The 17568-nt window shown below is 52.5% G+C and carries 19 protein-coding genes; 18 read left to right on the top strand and 1 reads right to left on the bottom strand.

Annotated elements, in window-relative coordinates:
• The first annotated feature begins 8 nt into the window (after positions 1 to 8).
• The 8 genes from GALF_RS16100 to GALF_RS13660 all read left to right on the top strand — a co-directional run bounded on the left by GALF_RS16100 (position 9) and on the right by GALF_RS13660 (position 7821).
• Entirely contained in the window at positions 9 to 2786 is a 2778-nt protein-coding gene (locus tag GALF_RS16100) for a methyl-accepting chemotaxis protein (protein ID WP_013294629.1), read from the top strand.
• Positions 2787 to 2876: 90 nt separating this feature from the next.
• On the top strand, positions 2877 to 3344 hold the full coding sequence (locus GALF_RS13630) for a methylated-DNA--[protein]-cysteine S-methyltransferase (RefSeq protein WP_013294630.1): 468 nt from the start codon (positions 2877 to 2879) through the stop codon (positions 3342 to 3344).
• Positions 3341 to 4258, top strand: coding sequence for a site-specific tyrosine recombinase XerD (gene xerD, locus GALF_RS13635; protein WP_013294631.1), 918 nt, complete (start codon positions 3341 to 3343; stop codon positions 4256 to 4258). Before GALF_RS13630 ends, xerD begins: the two co-directional genes overlap by 4 nt.
• A gap of 64 nt (positions 4259 to 4322) precedes the next feature.
• Positions 4323 to 5393, top strand: coding sequence for a VanZ family protein (locus GALF_RS13640; protein WP_013294632.1), 1071 nt, complete (start codon positions 4323 to 4325; stop codon positions 5391 to 5393).
• A 28-nt stretch (positions 5394 to 5421) separates the two neighbouring features.
• A complete protein-coding gene (locus GALF_RS13645) occupies positions 5422 to 5733 on the top strand; it encodes a (2Fe-2S) ferredoxin domain-containing protein (protein WP_013294633.1) in 312 nt (103 codons plus the stop codon).
• Positions 5733 to 6353 carry an alpha/beta hydrolase gene (locus tag GALF_RS13650; protein ID WP_013294634.1) on the top strand — a complete coding sequence of 207 codons (621 nt, stop codon included), beginning with the start codon at positions 5733 to 5735 and terminating at the stop codon, positions 6351 to 6353. Before GALF_RS13645 ends, GALF_RS13650 begins: the two co-directional genes overlap by 1 nt.
• Positions 6350 to 7264, top strand: a complete 915-nt coding sequence (locus tag GALF_RS13655; protein ID WP_013294635.1) for an ATP-binding cassette domain-containing protein — start codon at positions 6350 to 6352, stop codon at positions 7262 to 7264. The genes GALF_RS13650 and GALF_RS13655 overlap by 4 nt, the downstream gene beginning before the upstream one ends.
• Entirely contained in the window at positions 7261 to 7821 is a 561-nt protein-coding gene (locus tag GALF_RS13660; RefSeq protein WP_013294636.1) for an ABC transporter permease, read from the top strand. Before GALF_RS13655 ends, GALF_RS13660 begins: the two co-directional genes overlap by 4 nt.
• Positions 7822 to 8255: 434 nt before the next feature.
• On the opposite strand, the gene GALF_RS13665 is transcribed toward GALF_RS13660, so the two are convergent.
• Entirely contained in the window at positions 8256 to 9425 is a 1170-nt protein-coding gene (locus tag GALF_RS13665) for an IS4 family transposase (protein WP_013292311.1), read from the bottom strand.
• Between the two features lie 260 nt (positions 9426 to 9685).
• Here GALF_RS13665 and phnF point away from each other — a divergent pair, with 260 nt between their 5' ends.
• Genes phnF through GALF_RS13715 form a run of 10 tightly spaced genes read left to right on the top strand, consistent with a single transcriptional unit; the run spans position 9686 to position 17565 of the window.
• Positions 9686 to 10411, top strand: coding sequence for a phosphonate metabolism transcriptional regulator PhnF (gene phnF / locus GALF_RS13670; RefSeq protein ID WP_041938100.1), 726 nt, complete (start codon positions 9686 to 9688; stop codon positions 10409 to 10411).
• 38 nt (positions 10412 to 10449) lie between these two features.
• Positions 10450 to 11319, top strand: coding sequence for a phosphonate ABC transporter substrate-binding protein (gene phnD / locus GALF_RS13675; RefSeq protein WP_013294638.1), 870 nt, complete (start codon positions 10450 to 10452; stop codon positions 11317 to 11319).
• Between the two features lie 56 nt (positions 11320 to 11375).
• The gene (gene phnC / locus GALF_RS13680) at positions 11376 to 12155 is read left to right on the top strand and encodes a phosphonate ABC transporter ATP-binding protein (RefSeq protein WP_013294639.1); all 780 of its coding nucleotides are present in this window, start codon (positions 11376 to 11378) and stop codon (positions 12153 to 12155) included.
• Positions 12121 to 12918 carry a phosphonate ABC transporter, permease protein PhnE gene (gene phnE / locus GALF_RS13685; protein WP_013294640.1) on the top strand — a complete coding sequence of 266 codons (798 nt, stop codon included), beginning with the start codon at positions 12121 to 12123 and terminating at the stop codon, positions 12916 to 12918. The genes phnC and phnE (GALF_RS13685) overlap by 35 nt, the downstream gene beginning before the upstream one ends.
• Positions 12919 to 13713: a phosphonate ABC transporter, permease protein PhnE gene (gene phnE / locus GALF_RS13690; protein ID WP_013294641.1), complete on the top strand. Its 795-nt coding sequence runs from the start codon at positions 12919 to 12921 to the stop codon at positions 13711 to 13713.
• Positions 13713 to 14177, top strand: a complete 465-nt coding sequence (gene phnG / locus GALF_RS13695; RefSeq protein ID WP_013294642.1) for a phosphonate C-P lyase system protein PhnG — start codon at positions 13713 to 13715, stop codon at positions 14175 to 14177. Before phnE (GALF_RS13690) ends, phnG begins: the two co-directional genes overlap by 1 nt.
• On the top strand, positions 14167 to 14748 hold the full coding sequence (gene phnH / locus GALF_RS13700; protein WP_013294643.1) for a phosphonate C-P lyase system protein PhnH: 582 nt from the start codon (positions 14167 to 14169) through the stop codon (positions 14746 to 14748). The genes phnG and phnH overlap by 11 nt, the downstream gene beginning before the upstream one ends.
• Positions 14745 to 15851, top strand: a complete 1107-nt coding sequence (locus GALF_RS13705) for a carbon-phosphorus lyase complex subunit PhnI (RefSeq protein WP_013294644.1) — start codon at positions 14745 to 14747, stop codon at positions 15849 to 15851. Before phnH ends, GALF_RS13705 begins: the two co-directional genes overlap by 4 nt.
• Positions 15848 to 16735: an alpha-D-ribose 1-methylphosphonate 5-phosphate C-P-lyase PhnJ gene (locus tag GALF_RS13710; protein WP_013294645.1), complete on the top strand. Its 888-nt coding sequence runs from the start codon at positions 15848 to 15850 to the stop codon at positions 16733 to 16735. The genes GALF_RS13705 and GALF_RS13710 overlap by 4 nt, the downstream gene beginning before the upstream one ends.
• Positions 16732 to 17565: an ATP-binding cassette domain-containing protein gene (locus GALF_RS13715; protein ID WP_013294646.1), complete on the top strand. Its 834-nt coding sequence runs from the start codon at positions 16732 to 16734 to the stop codon at positions 17563 to 17565. The genes GALF_RS13710 and GALF_RS13715 overlap by 4 nt, the downstream gene beginning before the upstream one ends.
• The last annotated feature ends 3 nt before the right edge of the window (positions 17566 to 17568 follow it).

Here is a 17568-nt window from a genome sequence, read left to right on the forward strand (position 1 = left end):
ATTAGGTAATGCGCACAAATCTGCCCGTAACAGACAACGAATATTTACTGCAAGACGGCACAATGCTGGTATCAAGCACCGACCTGAATGGCGTAATTACCTTTTGCAACCGGAATTTCATCGAAGCGAGTGGTTACTCTGAAAAAGAGCTGCTGGGACAACCACACAATCTAGTCCGCCACCCTCACATGCCGGCAGAGGCATTTGAAGATATGTGGGAAAACTTAAAAAATGGCAAGTCCTGGTCAAGCATCGTCAAAAACCGCCGCAAAAACGGTGATTTCTATTGGGTTATGGCGAATGTCACCCCCGTGCATAATGACGGAGTGGCCACAGGCTACATGTCCGTACGCAGCAAACCGAGTCGCGAACAGGTGGCGACAGCTGAGGCCGGCTACCGAAATTTACTTGCGGGTGATGCAAAAAGCCTGCGCATACAGGCCGGAAAAATCGTTCGCCACACGCTTTTGAGCGCACTGAAAATACAACTCAAAAAGCTGTCTATTGGGCAAAGGCTCGCGCTCGGCTTTGGCATGATGATGCTATTGCTCGCGATTATCGGTGCTACTTCGTACAGGGGCATCACAGAATTCGGTCAGCAATGGCAAAATTACCAGCAAACTGTCAACCAGAAGCGCACCTATCTGGAACAGGCGCGTATCGAACTGGGCGACGGCATACACCACTTCAAAAATTATCTGATCCGGGGCGGTGAATACAAAGAAAAATTTTATGCTGACATGTCCGCAATGGATAAAACTATTACAGCGTTCAGTCAGGTGCCGGGCATCACAAGTGACGAGATTGACGCGCTAACAAATCTGCGTGAGGGAAAAACGCGCTATTTAGCTGCCATTGATGAAATGGCGCGACTCAAAGCGCTGGGGAAAAGCATCGCCGAAATTGACAGCAGTATCAAAGGTGCGGACAAAGCAATGGGCAGCGCACTCGAAAAACTCAGTCAACACATTAAAGATGACACAGGTCAGCGAACTGAAAATGTAACCTCCGGCATTACATCAGCAACCCGACTTTTATTGATACTGCTCGGCGTCTCCTTGGCCATTAGCGGACTACTCAATCTCTGGACAGCTAGAAGCATTTTGCTCCCGGTCAGAAAAGCAACGCGTGCAGCGCAGGCTGTTTCCAGAGGCGAGTACAGCCATGAAATTGATGCGGAAGGCCGCACAGATGAACTCGGACAGATGCTGGAGGAATTCAAAGTCATGCAGATCAGGACCGGGTACTCAGTCAAGCACGCCGAAGAGAATACCGCTGAAGCACTCCGCATCAAAAGCGCATTGGATTCAGTTTCATCATGCGTGACCGTATCGGATGAGCGCAACGAAGTCATCTACTTTAATGAAGCGATGCGCAAACAAATCAACCTGATGCAGCCTCAAATGCAGCGACTGTTCCCTGACTTTAATACGGAAGACATCATCGGAAAACGTGTCGGTAATTTCTTCGAGAGCGACGAATTACGCACAGCCTATGCCGCGCCGCTTGATGCACCAAAACGCTTTGAAGTACCGATGGCAGGACGCGACATGCGACTGGAGCCTTGCCCGATCTATAACAGTCAACGCACTTATCTCGGCCGCGTGACCCAATGGATAGACCGCACCAACGAAGTGGCCGTAGAACGTGAAATTGCCTCGATTGTCGCTTCAGCCGCAGCGGGGGATTTTGCCCCTCGTGTCGAATTGACTGGCAAAGAAGGATTTTTCCTCAAGCTGGCCGAAGATATGAATCTATTTTTGTCCGCCAGCGAAAGTGGTTTAAACGAGGTCGTCAGCGTATTGGGTGCACTCGCAAAAGGCGACCTGACACAAACCATGAACGGCAATCACCAGGGGACTTTCCGGCAATTGCAAGATGATGCAAATACAACATCGGAACAACTGACGGATATTATCAGCCAGATAAAAATTGCCGCAGAAACCATCAACATGGCATCGAAGGAAATCGCCTCAGGCAACACCGATCTTTCTCAGCGCACCGAGCAGCAGGCAGCCAGTCTGGAAGAAACGGCCTCGAGCATGGAGCAGATCACCGCAACCGTTAAACACAACACCGATAATGCACATCAAGCCAACAAAATCGCGCATGGCGCCTCCGAAATTGCGCGGCGTGGCGGCGAAGCCGTGGGGCGTGTCGTCCACACCATGGAATCCATCAGCGAAAGTTCGAAAAAAATCGTCGATATTATTTCCGTGATCGACGGTATTGCTTTTCAAACCAACATACTCGCACTCAATGCAGCCGTTGAAGCGGCACGCGCAGGCGAACAGGGGCGCGGTTTCGCGGTCGTCGCAGCAGAAGTGCGCAACCTTGCCCAGCGCAGTGCCGTAGCCGCGAATGAGATTAAAAAGCTGATCACCGATTCGGTCGCTAAAGTGAGCGAAGGAACCCAGCTGGTCGGGGTAGCCGGTCAAACCATGGGTGAAATTCTCAGTGCGGTCAACCGAGTAAACGACATCATGTCGGAAATCAGCGCGGCTTCCGATGAACAAAGCACGGGGATAGAGCAGGTAAACCGTGCGATAACCCAAATGGACGATGTCACCCAGCAAAATGCAGCGCTGGTAGAACAAGCCGCTGCAGCCGCTGAATCGATGGAAGAGCAAGCGCAAGAACTCAATCGCCTCATGCTGACTTTCAGATTAAACTCGGGTGCGCCAGCCGTGCACTATCCGGCCAGACAGCCTGAAAAACGTCCCGTACAAAAACCCAAAGCACTCCCAAAAGCATCAAACGATAAAGAAACATGGGAAGAGTTTTAATGCAGCGTGCCGGGGTTTGTGCATTTTAAACTAGCTGACGAGCGATTGAAGTCGTGAAATTTCCCGGATATTTTCCGCTATGATGGCGTGATGGACTATCAGGCAAAACTATCCGCCCCGTTTGGCATCCTCGGCATCCGCTGCGAAGACGATGCGCTGACCGGAATCGATTTTTTACCCTTAACACACTCAGCAGAGCGTGCCAGCGGTCCGTTTGCCCAAACGGTCTGCGAACAATTGGCGCGTTACTTTGACAAACCCGATGCACAATTTAGCCTTGCGCTCAAATACCCGGCAACCGCGTACCGGCAACGCGTCTGGCAAGCGATATCGGCTATTCCCTGCGGCCAGACGCGTAGCTACGGCGAGCTGGCCCGGCAATTAAATTCGGGTGCACAGGCAGTCGGTCAAGCCTGCGGCGCCAACCCGATTCCCATCATCATCCCCTGTCATCGTGTCGTGGGCCGTGCCGGATTAGGCGGGTTTATGAACAGTACCGGCGCTACCACACTGGATATCAAACGCTGGTTGCTGGCGCATGAAGGAATAACAGGGTGAACAACGCCGAACTGCTCGATGAATTCGCAGATTCACTCTGGCTGGAAGACGGGCTGTCGCGCAATACGCTGGATAGTTACCGGCGCGATCTGAACAAATTTTCTGACTGGCTGAGAAACCAGCGCGGGCAAGATCTGTTGCAGACCACGCATGCCGATCTGCAAGGCTATATCGCCGATCTGTTCATCGTACAAAAGGCCAAACCCAGCTCTGCTGGACGCAATCTCTCCAGCCTCAAACGCTTGTTCCGCTATCTGCTGCGTCAGGGGAAAATTGCGATCGACCCCACCCTGAAAATCGACACCCCCAAGCTGCCGCGCAATCTCCCGCAGTCGCTGACCGAACAGGACGTTGAGCAGCTTTTAGCCGCCCCCGACATCGAAACATCGCTGGGGCTGCGGGATCGCACCATGTTTGAAGTGCTGTACGCTACCGGCTTACGCGTATCGGAACTGGTATCCCTCGGCATCGGCCAGCTCGACATGGATATGGGCGTAGTGCGTGTCGCCGGCAAAGGCAACAAGGAGCGGCTCGTCCCGCTGGGCGAAGTCGCGCTGGACTGGCTGCAAAGCTATCTTGATGACAGTCGCGGCGTACTGCTGGCAGGACGCATCAGCGACGATCTGTTCGTCACCGCCCGAGGCTCCGGCATGACGCGGCAGATGTTCTGGTATCTGATCAAAAAACACGCAAAACAAGGCGGGCTCGACAAGCCGCTCTCTCCGCACACCTTGCGCCATGCCTTTGCCACGCACCTGCTCAATCACGGCGCTGACTTGCGCGTGGTGCAGATGCTGCTGGGGCACGCCGATATTTCGACCACACAGATTTACACCCATGTCGCCCGCGAACGCTTGAAGCAACTGCACGCCAAACATCACCCCAGAGGATCACCGGCGCCCGTCGGCCAATGAGTCGTGCCTACAAACAAAACGGCCGAATAGAGTAAACTCGCACCGCCATGAATGGACAACCGCTATGAGCGAACTTTTTATCTCCGAATCCCGTGCACGGCTGCGCACGCTGCTGGCGATCGGCTATACCCTGTTCATCGCCTACGTCAGCCTGTCGCCTTTTACCGGCTGGCGCGACCAGGGCCTCCGTTTCAACGATGTACTCAGCATACCGCTGCTATCGACATTTACCCCGTTTGATGCCGTCGTCAACGTGCTGGCGTATATTCCCTTCGGTTTTCTGGTTGGCCTGGCGCTGCGGGCGCGTTTCGCCGTAGCGGCGAGTTTACTCGTCGCGCTCGCGTGCGGCATCTGCTTGTCGGCGGGCATGGAGTTTCTGCAAATGTACCTGCCTTCGCGCACCAGTTCCAATCTGGATGTGCTGACCAATAGTAGCGGCACCTTAATCGGCACCTTGCTAGCAGTGAATGTCGCCTCCTGGAGCTGGTTTCGTCTGGGGCTCATGCGCTGGCGCAGCAGCCAGTTCCATCACGGCCGCGAGATGGATTTTGGCTTAGCACTCCTCGCACTCTGGGTGTTCGGACAGATCAATCCGTCCTTGCCAATGCTGGGCAACGTGTTTATCACCGAAGCGGTGCATCAACCCTTTGTAGCGCCGTTGCCTGAGCCATTCAGCTGGCGGGAAACCGGCGTCGTCACCCTCAACTTATTGATGTTAGGCGCTTTGCTGCTGTCTTTACTTCGCGCCCCGCGCCGCGTCGCATCGTCCCTACTGGTGGTACTGAGCATGGTCGCCTTGATAAAATTTATCGCCGCTGCCGTACTGCTCAAATCCTGGGCGCTGCTGCTTTGGATCAACGGCGAGGCGATGCTGGGCATTTTACTGGGCCTCGCGATCCTCATCCTGCTGCTATGGATACCGCGGGCGACCGTGAATGCGGCAGGTGCGCTGGTGGCAGTGAGCTATTTTTTAATGGTGAATTTCATGGTGGATGGCAACACGCCGGCCGCCGCGATGTCGGTGTACCACTGGCATTACGGGCACTTGCTCAATTACAACGGTCTGGCGCAAACCATCACGCTGATTTTCCCGGCCTTGCTGTTATTTCATCTGTGGCGGATACGCAACGTATAATCAGCGCATATTAATTTGGAGCCGAGCGATGAGTCATTTCGATAAGCACGTTTTCTTCTGCACCAATCAGCGTGAAGACGGCAGCGATTGTTGCGGCAATCACGGTGCGCAAAAGGCGCGGGACTATGTCAAAAACAAGGTCAAAGAACTGGGTATTTCTGCACGCGGCAACAGCATCCGGATCAATTCCGCCGGCTGTCTCGACCGCTGCGATGAGGGGCCGGTTCTGGTGATTTACCCTGAAGGCGTCTGGTACACCTTTATCGATGAATCGGATCTCGATGAAATCATCGCAGAACACTTGCAGCATGGCCGCATCGTCGAGCGTCTGAAGATTTAATGGTGACGCAAAGCAAAATCACCCTCGCAGGCCCTACCGGTCAGCTCGAAGGCATGCTGCATCTGCCGGATTCTGAACCCGTCGCCATTGCCGTGGTAGCGCACCCGCTGCCCACTATGGGCGGCACGATGGATAACAAGATCGTCACCACGCTATGCAAGACTTTCGCAGAGCTAGGATTTGCCACGCTGCGTTTTAATTTTCGCGGCGTAGGCGCAAGTTGCGGCGAATTCGACAGTGGCAACGGAGAAGTGGAAGACCTGCTGGCAGTCGTGCAGCACGCGCGGGATGCCTTCGGGCATCTGCCGCTGATCCTGTCGGGATTTTCATTCGGCGGCTATGTTGCCGCGCGCGCAGCAGAGCATATTCAGCCGCAACCCAACAAACTGGTATTGATTGCGCCTGCCGTCGTGCGTTTCGCGATGCCGCCCGTGGCCCATAATTCGCTGGTGATCCACGGCGAACAGGACGAAGTGATACCGCTAAGCGATGCCCTGGACTGGGCACGCCCGCAGCATTTGCCGCTGGTGGTATTTCCCGAGGCAGGACATTTTTTCCACGGCAGATTGCAGCAGCTCAAGCAAATCGTGCTTCGCGAATTTAACGGGTGTCGTCTATGAACCGCGTCATTGTGGCCGAAAATCTGGTGAAGCAATACGCAGGTCAGCGCGTCGTCGATGGCATCAGTCTCGATATCGTGCGCGGCGAATGTTTTGGCCTGCTGGGGCCGAACGGTGCGGGAAAAACGACCACCTTGCGACTGCTGCTGGGCTTGATTGCACCGGATAGCGGCCATATCGAATTGCTCAATCACCCGATACCAGGAGATGCCCGTGAGGCGCGGCTGCGCGTCGGCGTCGTGCCGCAAATGGACAATCTCGACCCCGACTTTACCGTGACAGAAAACCTGATGGTATACGGCAGATACTTCGGCATGACGGATGCGCAGATCAAGGCGCGTCTACCGGAACTGCTGGAGTTCGCCAATTTGACGCATAAGGCCGATGCGAAAGTCCCGACGCTGTCAGGCGGCATGAAACGGCGTCTGACGCTGGCGCGCGCACTGGTCAACGATCCAGATGTGATTTTTCTCGACGAGCCGACCACAGGCCTTGATCCACAGGCACGCCATCTGATCTGGCAGCGCCTGCGCGAACTGACGGCGCGCGGCAAAACGCTGGTGCTGACCACGCACTTCATGGATGAAGCCGAGCGACTCTGTCATCGTCTGGCCGTGATGGACAACGGGCGCATCATCAGTCAGGGCTCACCGCGCGACCTGATTGCCGAAAATATCGAGCCCGAAGTCGTCGAGGTATTTGGCGAACAGGCGGCCGACTGGGCGATTAGCCATGCGGCACATCACACTCAACGCTTCGAAGTCAGCGGCGAATCGGTGTTTTGCTATGTGAATGACGCGCAGCCGCTGCTGCTCGAATTGCAGCAACATGCCGAATTACGCTACGTGCATCGTCCGGCCAATCTCGAAGACGTATTTCTAAAACTAACGGGGCGGGAGATGCGGGAATGAAAGTGAATATCTTTGCACTACCGCAATTTAGTCTGCGTTTTTTCCCTATCTGGCGGCGCAATTACATGGTCTGGAAAAAGATGGCAGGCCCGTCCATTCTGGGACATCTGGCCGATCCTGTGATCTATATGCTGGGTTTAGGTTACGGCTTGGGCGGCATGCTGCCCGAAATCGGCGGCATGTCCTACATCGCCTTTTTGTCCGCCGGCACGGTCTGTTACAGCACGATGAACAGCGCCAGTTTCGAGGCGTTATATTCCGGCTTCGCGCGCATGCACGAGCAACGCACCTGGGAAGCCATCCTCAACACCCCGATCACGCTGGACGATATCGTGCTCTCGGAGATGTTCTGGGCGGCGAGCAAGAGCCTGTTATCGGGCATCGCAGTGCTGATGGTGATCTGGGTACTGGGCTTATCGCACTCGCTGATGTCGCTGTGGATCATTCCGCTGGCCCTACTGGTCGGGCTGTGCTTCGCGGCCCTGGGACTGATTGTGACGGCACTGGCACCGGGCTATGAATTTTTCATGTTTATACGGACGCCAAATAGTATTTGATGGATAATATTTTTTCAATCATCACGAAGTTATATGGAGAGTAAAAAAGACTCGATGTAATTTGCGCACTTTTATGCCTAATTTACCACCTAAGATTTTCCATATGCAATCCAAATGGTTGGCTGAAATATCTTAGATTTGAATAACTGGTATTGTGGCGTAAGCAGTCGTAGAATGACGCGAAAATATACATTTGCCACAAGCGGCTTAGTGCCATTTGCGGATGGTCAATTGGCAAAATTGATCGACTGCTTGCTAATGGACAGCGGTCGTTGGATGCTTTGGTGTTGGCCGGACAAAAACATGAACAATCCAGCCGTTAAAGACTAAATCTTATCTGCCCCGACAGTCAGTTTCTCTTCATCCTCATCTCAAATACATACCGGCCCCTCTTATAACTCCCGCTTTAGTGTTGAAGTATCACTACTGTCCGGTTAAAAATCGAATAGATTCAATTGTTTACTGATGTCCGGTTCGTCAAGATTCTGTATCGCATTTGCAACCATTTGATTTATTGGGGTTTTATCGAACATATTGACCTCAAAAAGATTCAGTAAAATCTGCTGGGAGGCAGGAAGATTGAGCTGTTTTTTGGCAATGCTGACCAGCAGGTAAACGCATATTGCGATCCAGATTTGGGATTTGACGGCATTGAGGGAATTGCCATAGAAATGTTTGATGGCAAGGTTTTGCTTGAGCCACTTGAAGAACAGTTCGATTTGCCAGCGATTTTTGTAGATATTGGCGATGGTCAGCGCGGGCAAATCGAAGCGATTGGTCAGGAACACCAAATGCTTGCCGGTTTCCGGGTCGCGGAAAGAAACCCGGCGCAGGCGTTCCGGGTAAGCGGTTTTTGATTTGGGTGTCGCCAGCAGTATGGTTTGATCGCAGCGTAATCCAGTGGCTTTGTCCACTTCGCGCGACGCAATCCAGGTAAAGCGGAGATTGTTCTTTGCGCGGATGACAAAGGTAACTTGGCGCTGGTGTAGCGCATACAATCTGGCGAAGTGCAGGTAGCCCCGATCAATGACGACGATGGTGCCAGCGGGGAATGGGATCACGTCGAGCAGATTGACATCGTGAACCTTGCCGGTGGTAATGGACAGAAACACAGGGATTGAACCGCGCAGATCAATGATGGTGTGCGCTTTGACGGCGGCCTTGGTTGAACGAAATTCCGCCCAGGGGAACAGCGTCAGGCACAGATCGATGGTGGTCGAGTCCATGGCGTAGAGCGGTTCTTTGAGTCCCAGGCCGATGTCCTCGTCCCGGTACAGTTCGAGCGCTATGGAGATCAAACGATGGCCGAGTGCCTCGAACAGCCGCCAGTCGCGCCGTTCGTTGGCATCGGCCAGTGTGGAACGGGATACTTTGCTGCGGATACCGATATGGTAAAGCTTGCTCTTCTGAGAATTGAGACAGGCAACCAAATCACGCAAGCCATCGCGCCGGGTCAGTTGTGCATAGGCCATGCAGATGAATTGGCTCCATGCGGAGAAATGCTTGATCCCGTGGTTGGCGGCAAAGCGCTCGGTCAGATATTCGAAATGATTGAACGGCACGAAGTCCAGCAATTGTGCGAAAACTGTTTTGCCCCGATTCATGCTGCCGCTCCGTCTGCCGATTAAAGGGCAAACGATACGGTTTTTTAACCAAAGGCGATTCCAGATAGTATTTGAAATCGTCGGAATGCAAAAACGTGCTGAAAGCCACGTCAATAAAGGGCTACAGCGAAATGAACTTAAAATCTACCGGACAGTAGTGTTGAAGTATTAATAATTCACAAAACTTTAACAAAAGCTTAATTCGCTTGAAATAGTTCTAACTCATGATGTGTGTCATTACATATCTAGACATCTACCTCATGAGTCTTTACGCAATTGATCGCGACACCGGAATTACCCTTTACGCACAAATCGCCGAAGTGCTCGAGCGTGACTATGTTCGTCAGGGCGCGGCGGGCGATCGATTGCCTGCGGAAGGTGAGTTGGCGGCACGCTTTGCCGTTAATCGTCATACTTTGCGTCGTGCCGTTGATGAACTGATTTCGCAAGGATTGCTTGAGCGGCGTCATGGTGTAGGTATTTTTATTACTGATCAGTTGCTCGATTATCGCGTAGGTGCCAATACGCGTTTTACTCAAACGTTGGCCGATATCGGTATTTCTACCGATACACGCGTGATACGAAAAATGATTACTCCTGCGCCTGCGGGTGTTGCGCGCAACTTGGCGCTGCTGGCTGACGAACCTGTTCTTTGGCTTGAAACATTACGCTTGGCCGATGGCTTGCCCTTCTGTGTTATTTCCCATTTTCTGCCTGTTAAACCATTTAGCGAATTGCTGGATGACTATGCCGGCGGCTCGTTGCATGACTTTTTAGAGAAAAATCACGGCGCACTTCATCGTACCGAAAGTCTGGTAACCGCCGTGCTTCCTCAAGGCGACGATGCAAAGCTGCTGGGAATTACCCAAAATCGGCCCGTCTTGCGGGTCAAGAGTTTGAACGTGCTGGATCGGGATAACTCTCCGGTCGAGTACGCCATTACCCGGTTCCGCGCAGACCGGATCCAACTGCGCATCACACCCTAAAACCTCCCTACCAAACTGAATCCAACAGGAGTTTCAACATGCAATTTAACAAACTTGTTCTTTCCATGCTGATCGGCGCTTCGCTGATGAGTGCAACTGCAGCGGTACAGGCTCGCGAATTAGTACTTGGCTTGATTCCAGCTGATAACAACGAAGAAATGATCAAAACCTTCGAACCGATGCGCGCCTATCTGGAAAAGAAGCTGGGTCAAAAAGTGAAAATGTTCACTGCAACGGACTACGCCGGCGTGATTGAGGCGATGAAAAAGAAGCGTGTTGATATCGCCTGGTTCGGCCCTTTGTCGTATTACCTGGCTGAACAAGAAGCAGGTGCTGAAGCTTTTGCCGTCGGCATTCGTGAAGGCAGCAATTCAGCTACTTACAAGAGCATCATCGTTACGCCTTGCGACAGTGGCATCAAAAGCATTATGGATTTACAAGGCAAGAGCGTTGCGTTTGTTGACCCAGCCTCTACCTCTGGCGGTTTGATGCCGAGCTACATGGTGAAGCAAGCGACCGGCAAGATGCCTCAGGAATTTTTCGGTAAGTTTACCTATGCTGGTTCGCACGATGCAGCGGAATTGGCTGTGAAGAACAAGACCGTTGATGCGGCGGCAGACAATGACATTACCTATCCAAAGATGTTGGAAAAAGGTCTGATTACCAAGGAAAGCAATTGCATCATCGCCGAATCATCACCGTTGCCAGGTTCTCCTCTGGTTTACCGCGGTGATTTACCTAAGGAACTGAAAGCACAAATTCGCGATGCAATCTTGAATGCAGACAAGGAAATCAAAGTAACAGGCTACGGCAAGATCAGCCATTACGTTGCGGTTGAGCCTAAAGATTATCAAATGATCCGCAATATGGTTAAAGAACTTGGCCTTAAGAAAGAGCAGCTGAAGTAATTGAAGTGTCGCGGTCGGCAAAGTAGATGCCGACCGCGAATTAATTAGGAGGTCGTATGGCTAAAATCATTATAAAAGACATCGGCAAACGTTATGCCAATGGATTTGAAGCACTCAAGGGCGTTAGCGCAGAAATTGCAGCGGGTTCTTTCACGGTTATTCTCGGCCCGTCTGGCGCGGGGAAGTCTACTTTATTACGCACTATCAATGGGTTGGAAACAGCTACTGCAGGCACCATTCAGATAGGAGAACAAGTCGTCACGCAAAACAATCTTCGTGAAGTTCGTTCACAAGTTGGCATGGTGTTTCAGCATTTCAATCTGGTGGATCGATTGTCAGTCATGACCAATGTGCTCACCGGGCGTTTGTCGCATCGTTCGTGGCTGGGAAGTCTTTTGTATTTATTTCGTCGCACCGATCTGGATCTTGCGCACGATGCGTTAATTCGGGTGGGATTGACAGACAAAGCCTGGAATCGCGCTGATAAATTGTCAGGTGGACAACAGCAGCGTGTCGGTATTGCCCGTGCGCTGGCGCAACAACCGCGTGTGATTCTGGCCGATGAGCCGGTCGCCAGCCTGGATCCTGTTGCCAGCGAGGAGATCATGGGGTTGCTGCGCGAAATTTGTACGCGCGACGGAATTACCGTGGTGGTCAATCTGCATCAGGTCGAATTGGCTAAGCGTTTCGCTGACCGCATCATCGGACTGAATGACGGACTGGTGGTGTATGACGGTCCTGCCAGCGGCTTGGATAGCGCAACGCTGAGTCGAATCTATAGTCGCAACGGAGATCAAGTCGATGAGCAACTCGAAACTATGCTGGCCTACGCCTAACGGACGACCTGGCTTGGTACCGACGCTGTCACTACTCGCCTGTATCTTGCTTTTAGCGATCAGCGCACCGGCGGTCGAGCTTGATTTTGGGCGGATTGTCACTGCCATTCCTCGCATGTTGGCTTTTGCGGGAAATTTGCTGGTTCTCCCCGATTGGGAATACTTGCCGATATTGGCTAAAAATATCTTGCAGACCATCGAAATGACGTTTCTGGCGACCAGTATTGCGCTGGTCATTAGTCTGCCATTGGGCGTTCTGGCGGCTAAAAATACCAGCCCGCATCCTGCTGTTTTTCATGCGACACGCAATTTACTGTCCTTGATGCGCGCGCTGCCCGAACTGGTCTGGGCATTGGTGTTTGTCTCTGCGGTGGGCTTAGGTCCTTTGCCGGGAATCATGGCACTGTCATTCGTGACGGTCGGCTTCATGGGCAAGTTTTTTGCCGAAAGCATTGAAGTGGTCGATCAGCGTCAGCTGGAAGGGGTGGTGGCACAGGGGGCAAGTTGGTTGCAACTGCGTACTTTCGCTCATTTTCCGCAAGCATTTCCTGACTTTGTTGGCACGGTGATGTACGTGCTGGATCACAACCTGCGGGCCGCTGCGATTCTAGGTTTGGTGGGCGCGGGCGGTATCGGATATGACCTAGTGATGGCCATGCGGATGTTCGACTATGACCGGCTGCTGCCCATTGCGCTGTCTATTTACATCGTGGTGACGTTGCTGGATCGCGCATCCGATCACTTTCGCATGAGGATGATTTAAATGGCTGAGAAAATAATCGAACGTCCTGCCTTACCTAAGAAGCCGTTCAATCCTACTTCCGTCTGGTTGTCGGGTTGGCTGGCGCTGATTTGGCTAATTATTGTCGATCTTGAGTTGTCATTTGAGACGCTGCTGTATGGCGTACAGGACATTTTCGAGTATTTCAGCCGCTACAGTCGCCCTAATTTTGAGGACTTATCTAGATATGTAGAACTGTTGGGGCAAACGCTGGCAACGGCGTTGTGGGGAAGTACTCTGGCGATTGTCGTGGCGGTGCTGTTAGCGCCGTTCGCCGCTCGAAACCTGTCACCGAATGCCGTGACCTATCGTATTGCGCGTGAATTGCTCAACTTTATGCGTGCCATGCCGGATTTGTTGCTGGCATTGATTTTTGTCGCTGCACTGGGCTTGGGGCCGTTGCCGGGCGCCTTGGCGTTGGGCGTACATACGGCAGGATTTCTGGGTAAGTTCTTTGCGGAAAGTCTGGAACGCGTAGATAACGGGATTTATGAAGCCGTCACAGCGACCGGTGCATCGCGTATTCAACTGGTGATGTATGCAGGATGGCCGTCTATTCAACGCGAAGCGCTGGGTTACATGCTCTATATCTTCGACCGCAATGTACGCATGGCCGCAGTATTGGGTCTGGTCGGCGCGGGTGGTATTGGTCTTGCTCTGCATGACACCTTACGCATGTTCAATTACGACCAATCAGCCGCGCTGATTGTGGTGATTCTGGTCACGATTTTAACGATTGATTATCTGTCTACCTGGATAAGAGGAAAACTTAACTAATGAATATTCTAAGAAATGATTGGCCGCGCGCGCTCTGTCAATTAAACGCGGCTGAGATCAAAGCGGTTGCTGCAAGCCTTAGCAGTGACATTGAAGTGCGCGATGTGGTCTTGCCACAGGCAGGGCTAGGTCTGTTGAGTCTAACCGATGGTGCGTTTCATGAGCCGTTTTACCTGGGTGAAATCCCGGTGGCTCGCGCCGAGGTGATCTTGAAAACAACTGATGGTCGTGAGGTTCAAGGTGGCAGCGTATTGGTTGATGACCGAGCACAACTGGCTCGTTCCATCGCCATTCTCGATGCAATCCTGTCGGGTAAGTTACCGGGTTGTGACGTGGCCGAAAAGCTGGTTAAAAAGGGAGAGCTGATGCGTATGCAAAAGATAAGCGAACGCCGACAAATGCTGGCTGCCACTCGTGTCGATTTTTCGCTGCTGGAACAAGAGGATGACGAAGATGCTGAATGAAACGATCAATTGTTCGCCGGCTATCTGGCAACCCATGATGCAACAGCAGGTATTTCGCGGCTTGCTTGATAGCTTTAGCTATCCGGGACGCATTACCCCCTGTGCCGATCATGAGACAAGCGCTTGTCTTGCAGTTCTGATTGCGCTGGTTGATGGCGAAACCACGCTGGCAGATCCTCAGCAATTGTTGAGTTCAGCATTGTGGGCCAGGTTGGAAACGCGCCCCTGCGTTTTGGAGAAGGCGGCGTTTATTCTGCTGAATGGTGCTCCAGAACCTGATTTTGATCCGTGCATAGGCACACTGGATGCGCCTGAAACGGGGGCTACTATTTTATTGCGCGTGGCTGCATTGCACCCCGATTTGACTGGCAATCTTAGCTTGCATTTGAGTGGTCCCGGCATTGAAAGTACAACGTCCATCAGTGTAGACGGACTGCATCCCGCGTGGATTGACGCGCGTCAGGAATGGGTATCGGCTTTTCCACTTGGTGTCGATTTTCTGCTGTGTGATGAACATCATTTTGTGGCAATGCCGCGAACCACGCAGATCACAATAGGAGATGCAGCATGAGTTACGTTGCAATCAAAGGCGGTAAAGCGGCCATCGATGGCGCCGCCGCCGCGACCGATTATATGCGCTGCATGAATGCAGTTGATGAGCCGATCAAGTTGTCCGTCATCGAAGATCAGTTGCGCTTGTTGACCTCAAGAATCGTTTCCGAAGGCGGGCTTTATCACCCGAAACTGGCCGCACTCGCGCTCAAGCAATTTCAGGGCGATACGCTGGAAGCGGCTTTTGCCTTGCGCGCCTATCGCTCAACCAAGCCCAGATTGCTGGAAACACCGCTACAAGACACGTCGAAAATGCGCTGTATTCGTCGCATCTCATCGGCCTTCAAGGACATTCCGGGCGGTCAAATGTTGGGTGCGACGTTCGATTATGCCTTGCGTCTGTTGCGTCTCGATCTGGCAAATGAAGACCCTGCTGCATTTCGAGAAGTTGCCAAAAATTTCCTCAATAATACGCCAGAGGCTGATTTGCCGGATAGTTTTCCGAAGGTGCTGGACGCGTTGCGTGCCGAAGGTTTACTGCCACCGTTAGGCTTGATGCGCGAGCAAGCCTTTGATATTACACGCGACCCACTGGTATTCCCGGTGCCGCGCTCAGCAGCACTCGCTACCATGGCGCGTGCTGAAACCGGCTCTTTGCTGGCGATGGCGTATTCAAATATGCGTGGTTATGGCGATGTGCATCCTACCGTGGCAGAGCTCCGCGTGGGTTATCTGCCGGTCATGCTGCCGCATCCTGTGACCGGTGAATTGATGGAAGCCGGTGAAGTACTGATGACCGAATGCGAAGTGGTTGCGATGTATGAAAGCGGCAACGCCGGTGACATGCCAGTCTTTACCTTGGGTTACGGTGCGTGTTTTGGTCACAATGAAGTCAAGGCAATCAGCATGGCGATCCTTGATCGTTCATTGCAAAAAGGTATGCGTGACGGTCCTGATAACCCTTCAGAAGATCCTGAATTTGTCTTGTTGCATGTGGATGGGGTTGATTCAATGGGCTTCGCCTCTCATTACAAAATGCCGCATTACGTCACCTTTCAGTCGGATATGGATCGCTTGCGCACCACGCAAGGCAAGGTGCGTAAGTCAGGAGAAACAGAATGAATTCAAATTATGAACTGCCGCTAGAGGATGCAGGCTACTCATTTGGTTTTCTGGATGAGTATGCAAAGAAAGAAGTGCGTCGTTGCATCCTCAAAGCCATTGCTATTCCCGGTTATCAAACACCCTATGCCTCGCGTGAAATGCCGATGGGTCGAGGGTTTGGTACGGGTGGCCTGCAAATTACCCTGTCGTTGATCGGCGTTCAAGACACGCTGAAGGTGATCGATCAAGGCTCGGATGATTCGGTCAACGCCGTGAATTTACGCCAATTTGTGCAGCTGACTTGTCCGGGCGTTGACGTCACCGAGAAAACGGAGGAAGCGAGCTTGCTACAGTCGCGTCACCGCATTCCAGAAAAGCCGCTGACGGAAGCGCAGATTTTGATTTTGCAAGTGCCGTATCCCGATGCGCTGGTGGTGGTTGAAGCATCAGAAGCGCGGCGAAAAATCATGCATGCCGAGGCAGACTATTCACGTTTGCTGGTCAAACTTTACGAAGACATCGTGCATTTTGACGAGATCACCATCTCGCATCGTTATCCGACGCGGATCAACGGGCATTATGTGATTGATCCTTCGCCGATTCCGCGTTGGGATGTACCCAAATTACATCAGTCCAAAGCCCTAGTTTTGCTAGGTGCGGGACGTGAAAAGAAGATTTACGCCGTGCCGCCTTACACGCTGGCTGAACCGCTTGTTTTTGATGATATCGCTTTTCGTGTGGAAAATTTTCGTGATGCGACGGGTGTACGTCATGCCTGCCGATGCTGCGGTTCAACGGTGAGTTTTCTGGATGAGTTCAGCAATGATCAAGGAATGGTGGCATATCAATGCTCGGATTCCGCCTATTGCGAAGAACAGCAACAAACTGGGAGTGCAGCATGAGTAACAAAATACTCGAAGTACGCGGACTGTCGCGTATCCACGGCAAGGGCTGTCCGCTCTGCACGCAACATACCGGCCCTGAATTTGATACCAATATCTGCCCTTTTTGCGGGAGTGTGGTTGCCGCTCATGATATTAATTTCGATCTGTATCGGGGCGAAATTTTGGGCATCATCGGCGAGTCCGGCAGCGGTAAATCAAGCACGGTCAAAATGCTGTATTTCGACGATGCACCGACTTCCGGACAAGCAACTTTCTTCGATGGTGCAGAACAGCACGATTTGTTCAGCCTTAACGCGGCCCAGCAACGCAGTATGCGCAACAAACGTTTTGGCATGGTCTATCAGAACCCGCATCTGGGTCTGAATTTTCAGATATCGGCAGGCGGTAATATCGCGGAACGCCTGTTGATGAGTGACCTGAAGCATTACGCTGAGATTCGCCGCAGGGCAGGTGAATTACTCTCGCGCACGGAGGTATCACTGGCGCGTATAGATCAAAATCCAAAAACCTTCTCAGGCGGGATGCAACAGCGCGTACAAATTGCCAAGGCGTTGGCTACCAGGCCGCCGCTGCTGTTCCTGGATGAAGTGACCACGGGCCTTGATCTGTCTGTACAAGCTGCCATTCTCGATCTGATTCTGGAGATTCAAAATGAACTCGATACCGCGATGATCGTGGTAACCCATGATCTGGGCGTGATCAGGTTGCTGGCAGGACGCACGCTGGTGATGAAACACGGCCGTGTAATCGAGTCCGGTCTGACCGATCAAATTCTCGAAGATCCTCAGCACGCGTATACCCAGCGGCTGGTAGCTTCCGCACTGTGAGAT

Origin of the sequence: Gallionella capsiferriformans ES-2 (assembly GCF_000145255.1) — a bacterium.
Classification (GTDB): domain Bacteria; phylum Pseudomonadota; class Gammaproteobacteria; order Burkholderiales; family Gallionellaceae; genus Gallionella; species Gallionella capsiferriformans.

Bases quoted from the DNA above. Each gene is read 5' to 3' on its own strand.
- phnE (WP_013294640.1), top strand. From the start codon at position 12,121: ATGAGCAACTCGAAACTATGCTGGCCTACGCCTAACGGACGACCTGGC.
- GALF_RS13650 (WP_013294634.1), top strand. From the start codon at position 5,733: ATGGTGACGCAAAGCAAAATCACCCTCGCAGGCCCTACCGGTCAGCTC.
- GALF_RS13665 (WP_013292311.1), bottom strand. From the start codon at position 9,425: ATGAATCGGGGCAAAACAGTTTTCGCACAATTGCTGGACTTCGTGCCG.
- phnH (WP_013294643.1), top strand. From the start codon at position 14,167: ATGCTGAATGAAACGATCAATTGTTCGCCGGCTATCTGGCAACCCATG.
- GALF_RS13630 (WP_013294630.1), top strand. From the start codon at position 2,877: ATGGACTATCAGGCAAAACTATCCGCCCCGTTTGGCATCCTCGGCATC.
- phnD (WP_013294638.1), top strand. From the start codon at position 10,450: ATGCAATTTAACAAACTTGTTCTTTCCATGCTGATCGGCGCTTCGCTG.
- phnC (WP_013294639.1), top strand. From the start codon at position 11,376: ATGGCTAAAATCATTATAAAAGACATCGGCAAACGTTATGCCAATGGA.
- phnG (WP_013294642.1), top strand. From the start codon at position 13,713: ATGAATATTCTAAGAAATGATTGGCCGCGCGCGCTCTGTCAATTAAAC.
- GALF_RS13705 (WP_013294644.1), top strand. From the start codon at position 14,745: ATGAGTTACGTTGCAATCAAAGGCGGTAAAGCGGCCATCGATGGCGCC.
- GALF_RS13645 (WP_013294633.1), top strand. From the start codon at position 5,422: ATGAGTCATTTCGATAAGCACGTTTTCTTCTGCACCAATCAGCGTGAA.
- GALF_RS16100 (WP_013294629.1), top strand. From the start codon at position 9: ATGCGCACAAATCTGCCCGTAACAGACAACGAATATTTACTGCAAGAC.
- GALF_RS13655 (WP_013294635.1), top strand. From the start codon at position 6,350: ATGAACCGCGTCATTGTGGCCGAAAATCTGGTGAAGCAATACGCAGGT.
- GALF_RS13710 (WP_013294645.1), top strand. From the start codon at position 15,848: ATGAATTCAAATTATGAACTGCCGCTAGAGGATGCAGGCTACTCATTT.
- GALF_RS13715 (WP_013294646.1), top strand. From the start codon at position 16,732: ATGAGTAACAAAATACTCGAAGTACGCGGACTGTCGCGTATCCACGGC.
- phnE (WP_013294641.1), top strand. From the start codon at position 12,919: ATGGCTGAGAAAATAATCGAACGTCCTGCCTTACCTAAGAAGCCGTTC.
- phnF (WP_041938100.1), top strand. From the start codon at position 9,686: ATGAGTCTTTACGCAATTGATCGCGACACCGGAATTACCCTTTACGCA.
- GALF_RS13660 (WP_013294636.1), top strand. From the start codon at position 7,261: ATGAAAGTGAATATCTTTGCACTACCGCAATTTAGTCTGCGTTTTTTC.
- GALF_RS13640 (WP_013294632.1), top strand. From the start codon at position 4,323: ATGAGCGAACTTTTTATCTCCGAATCCCGTGCACGGCTGCGCACGCTG.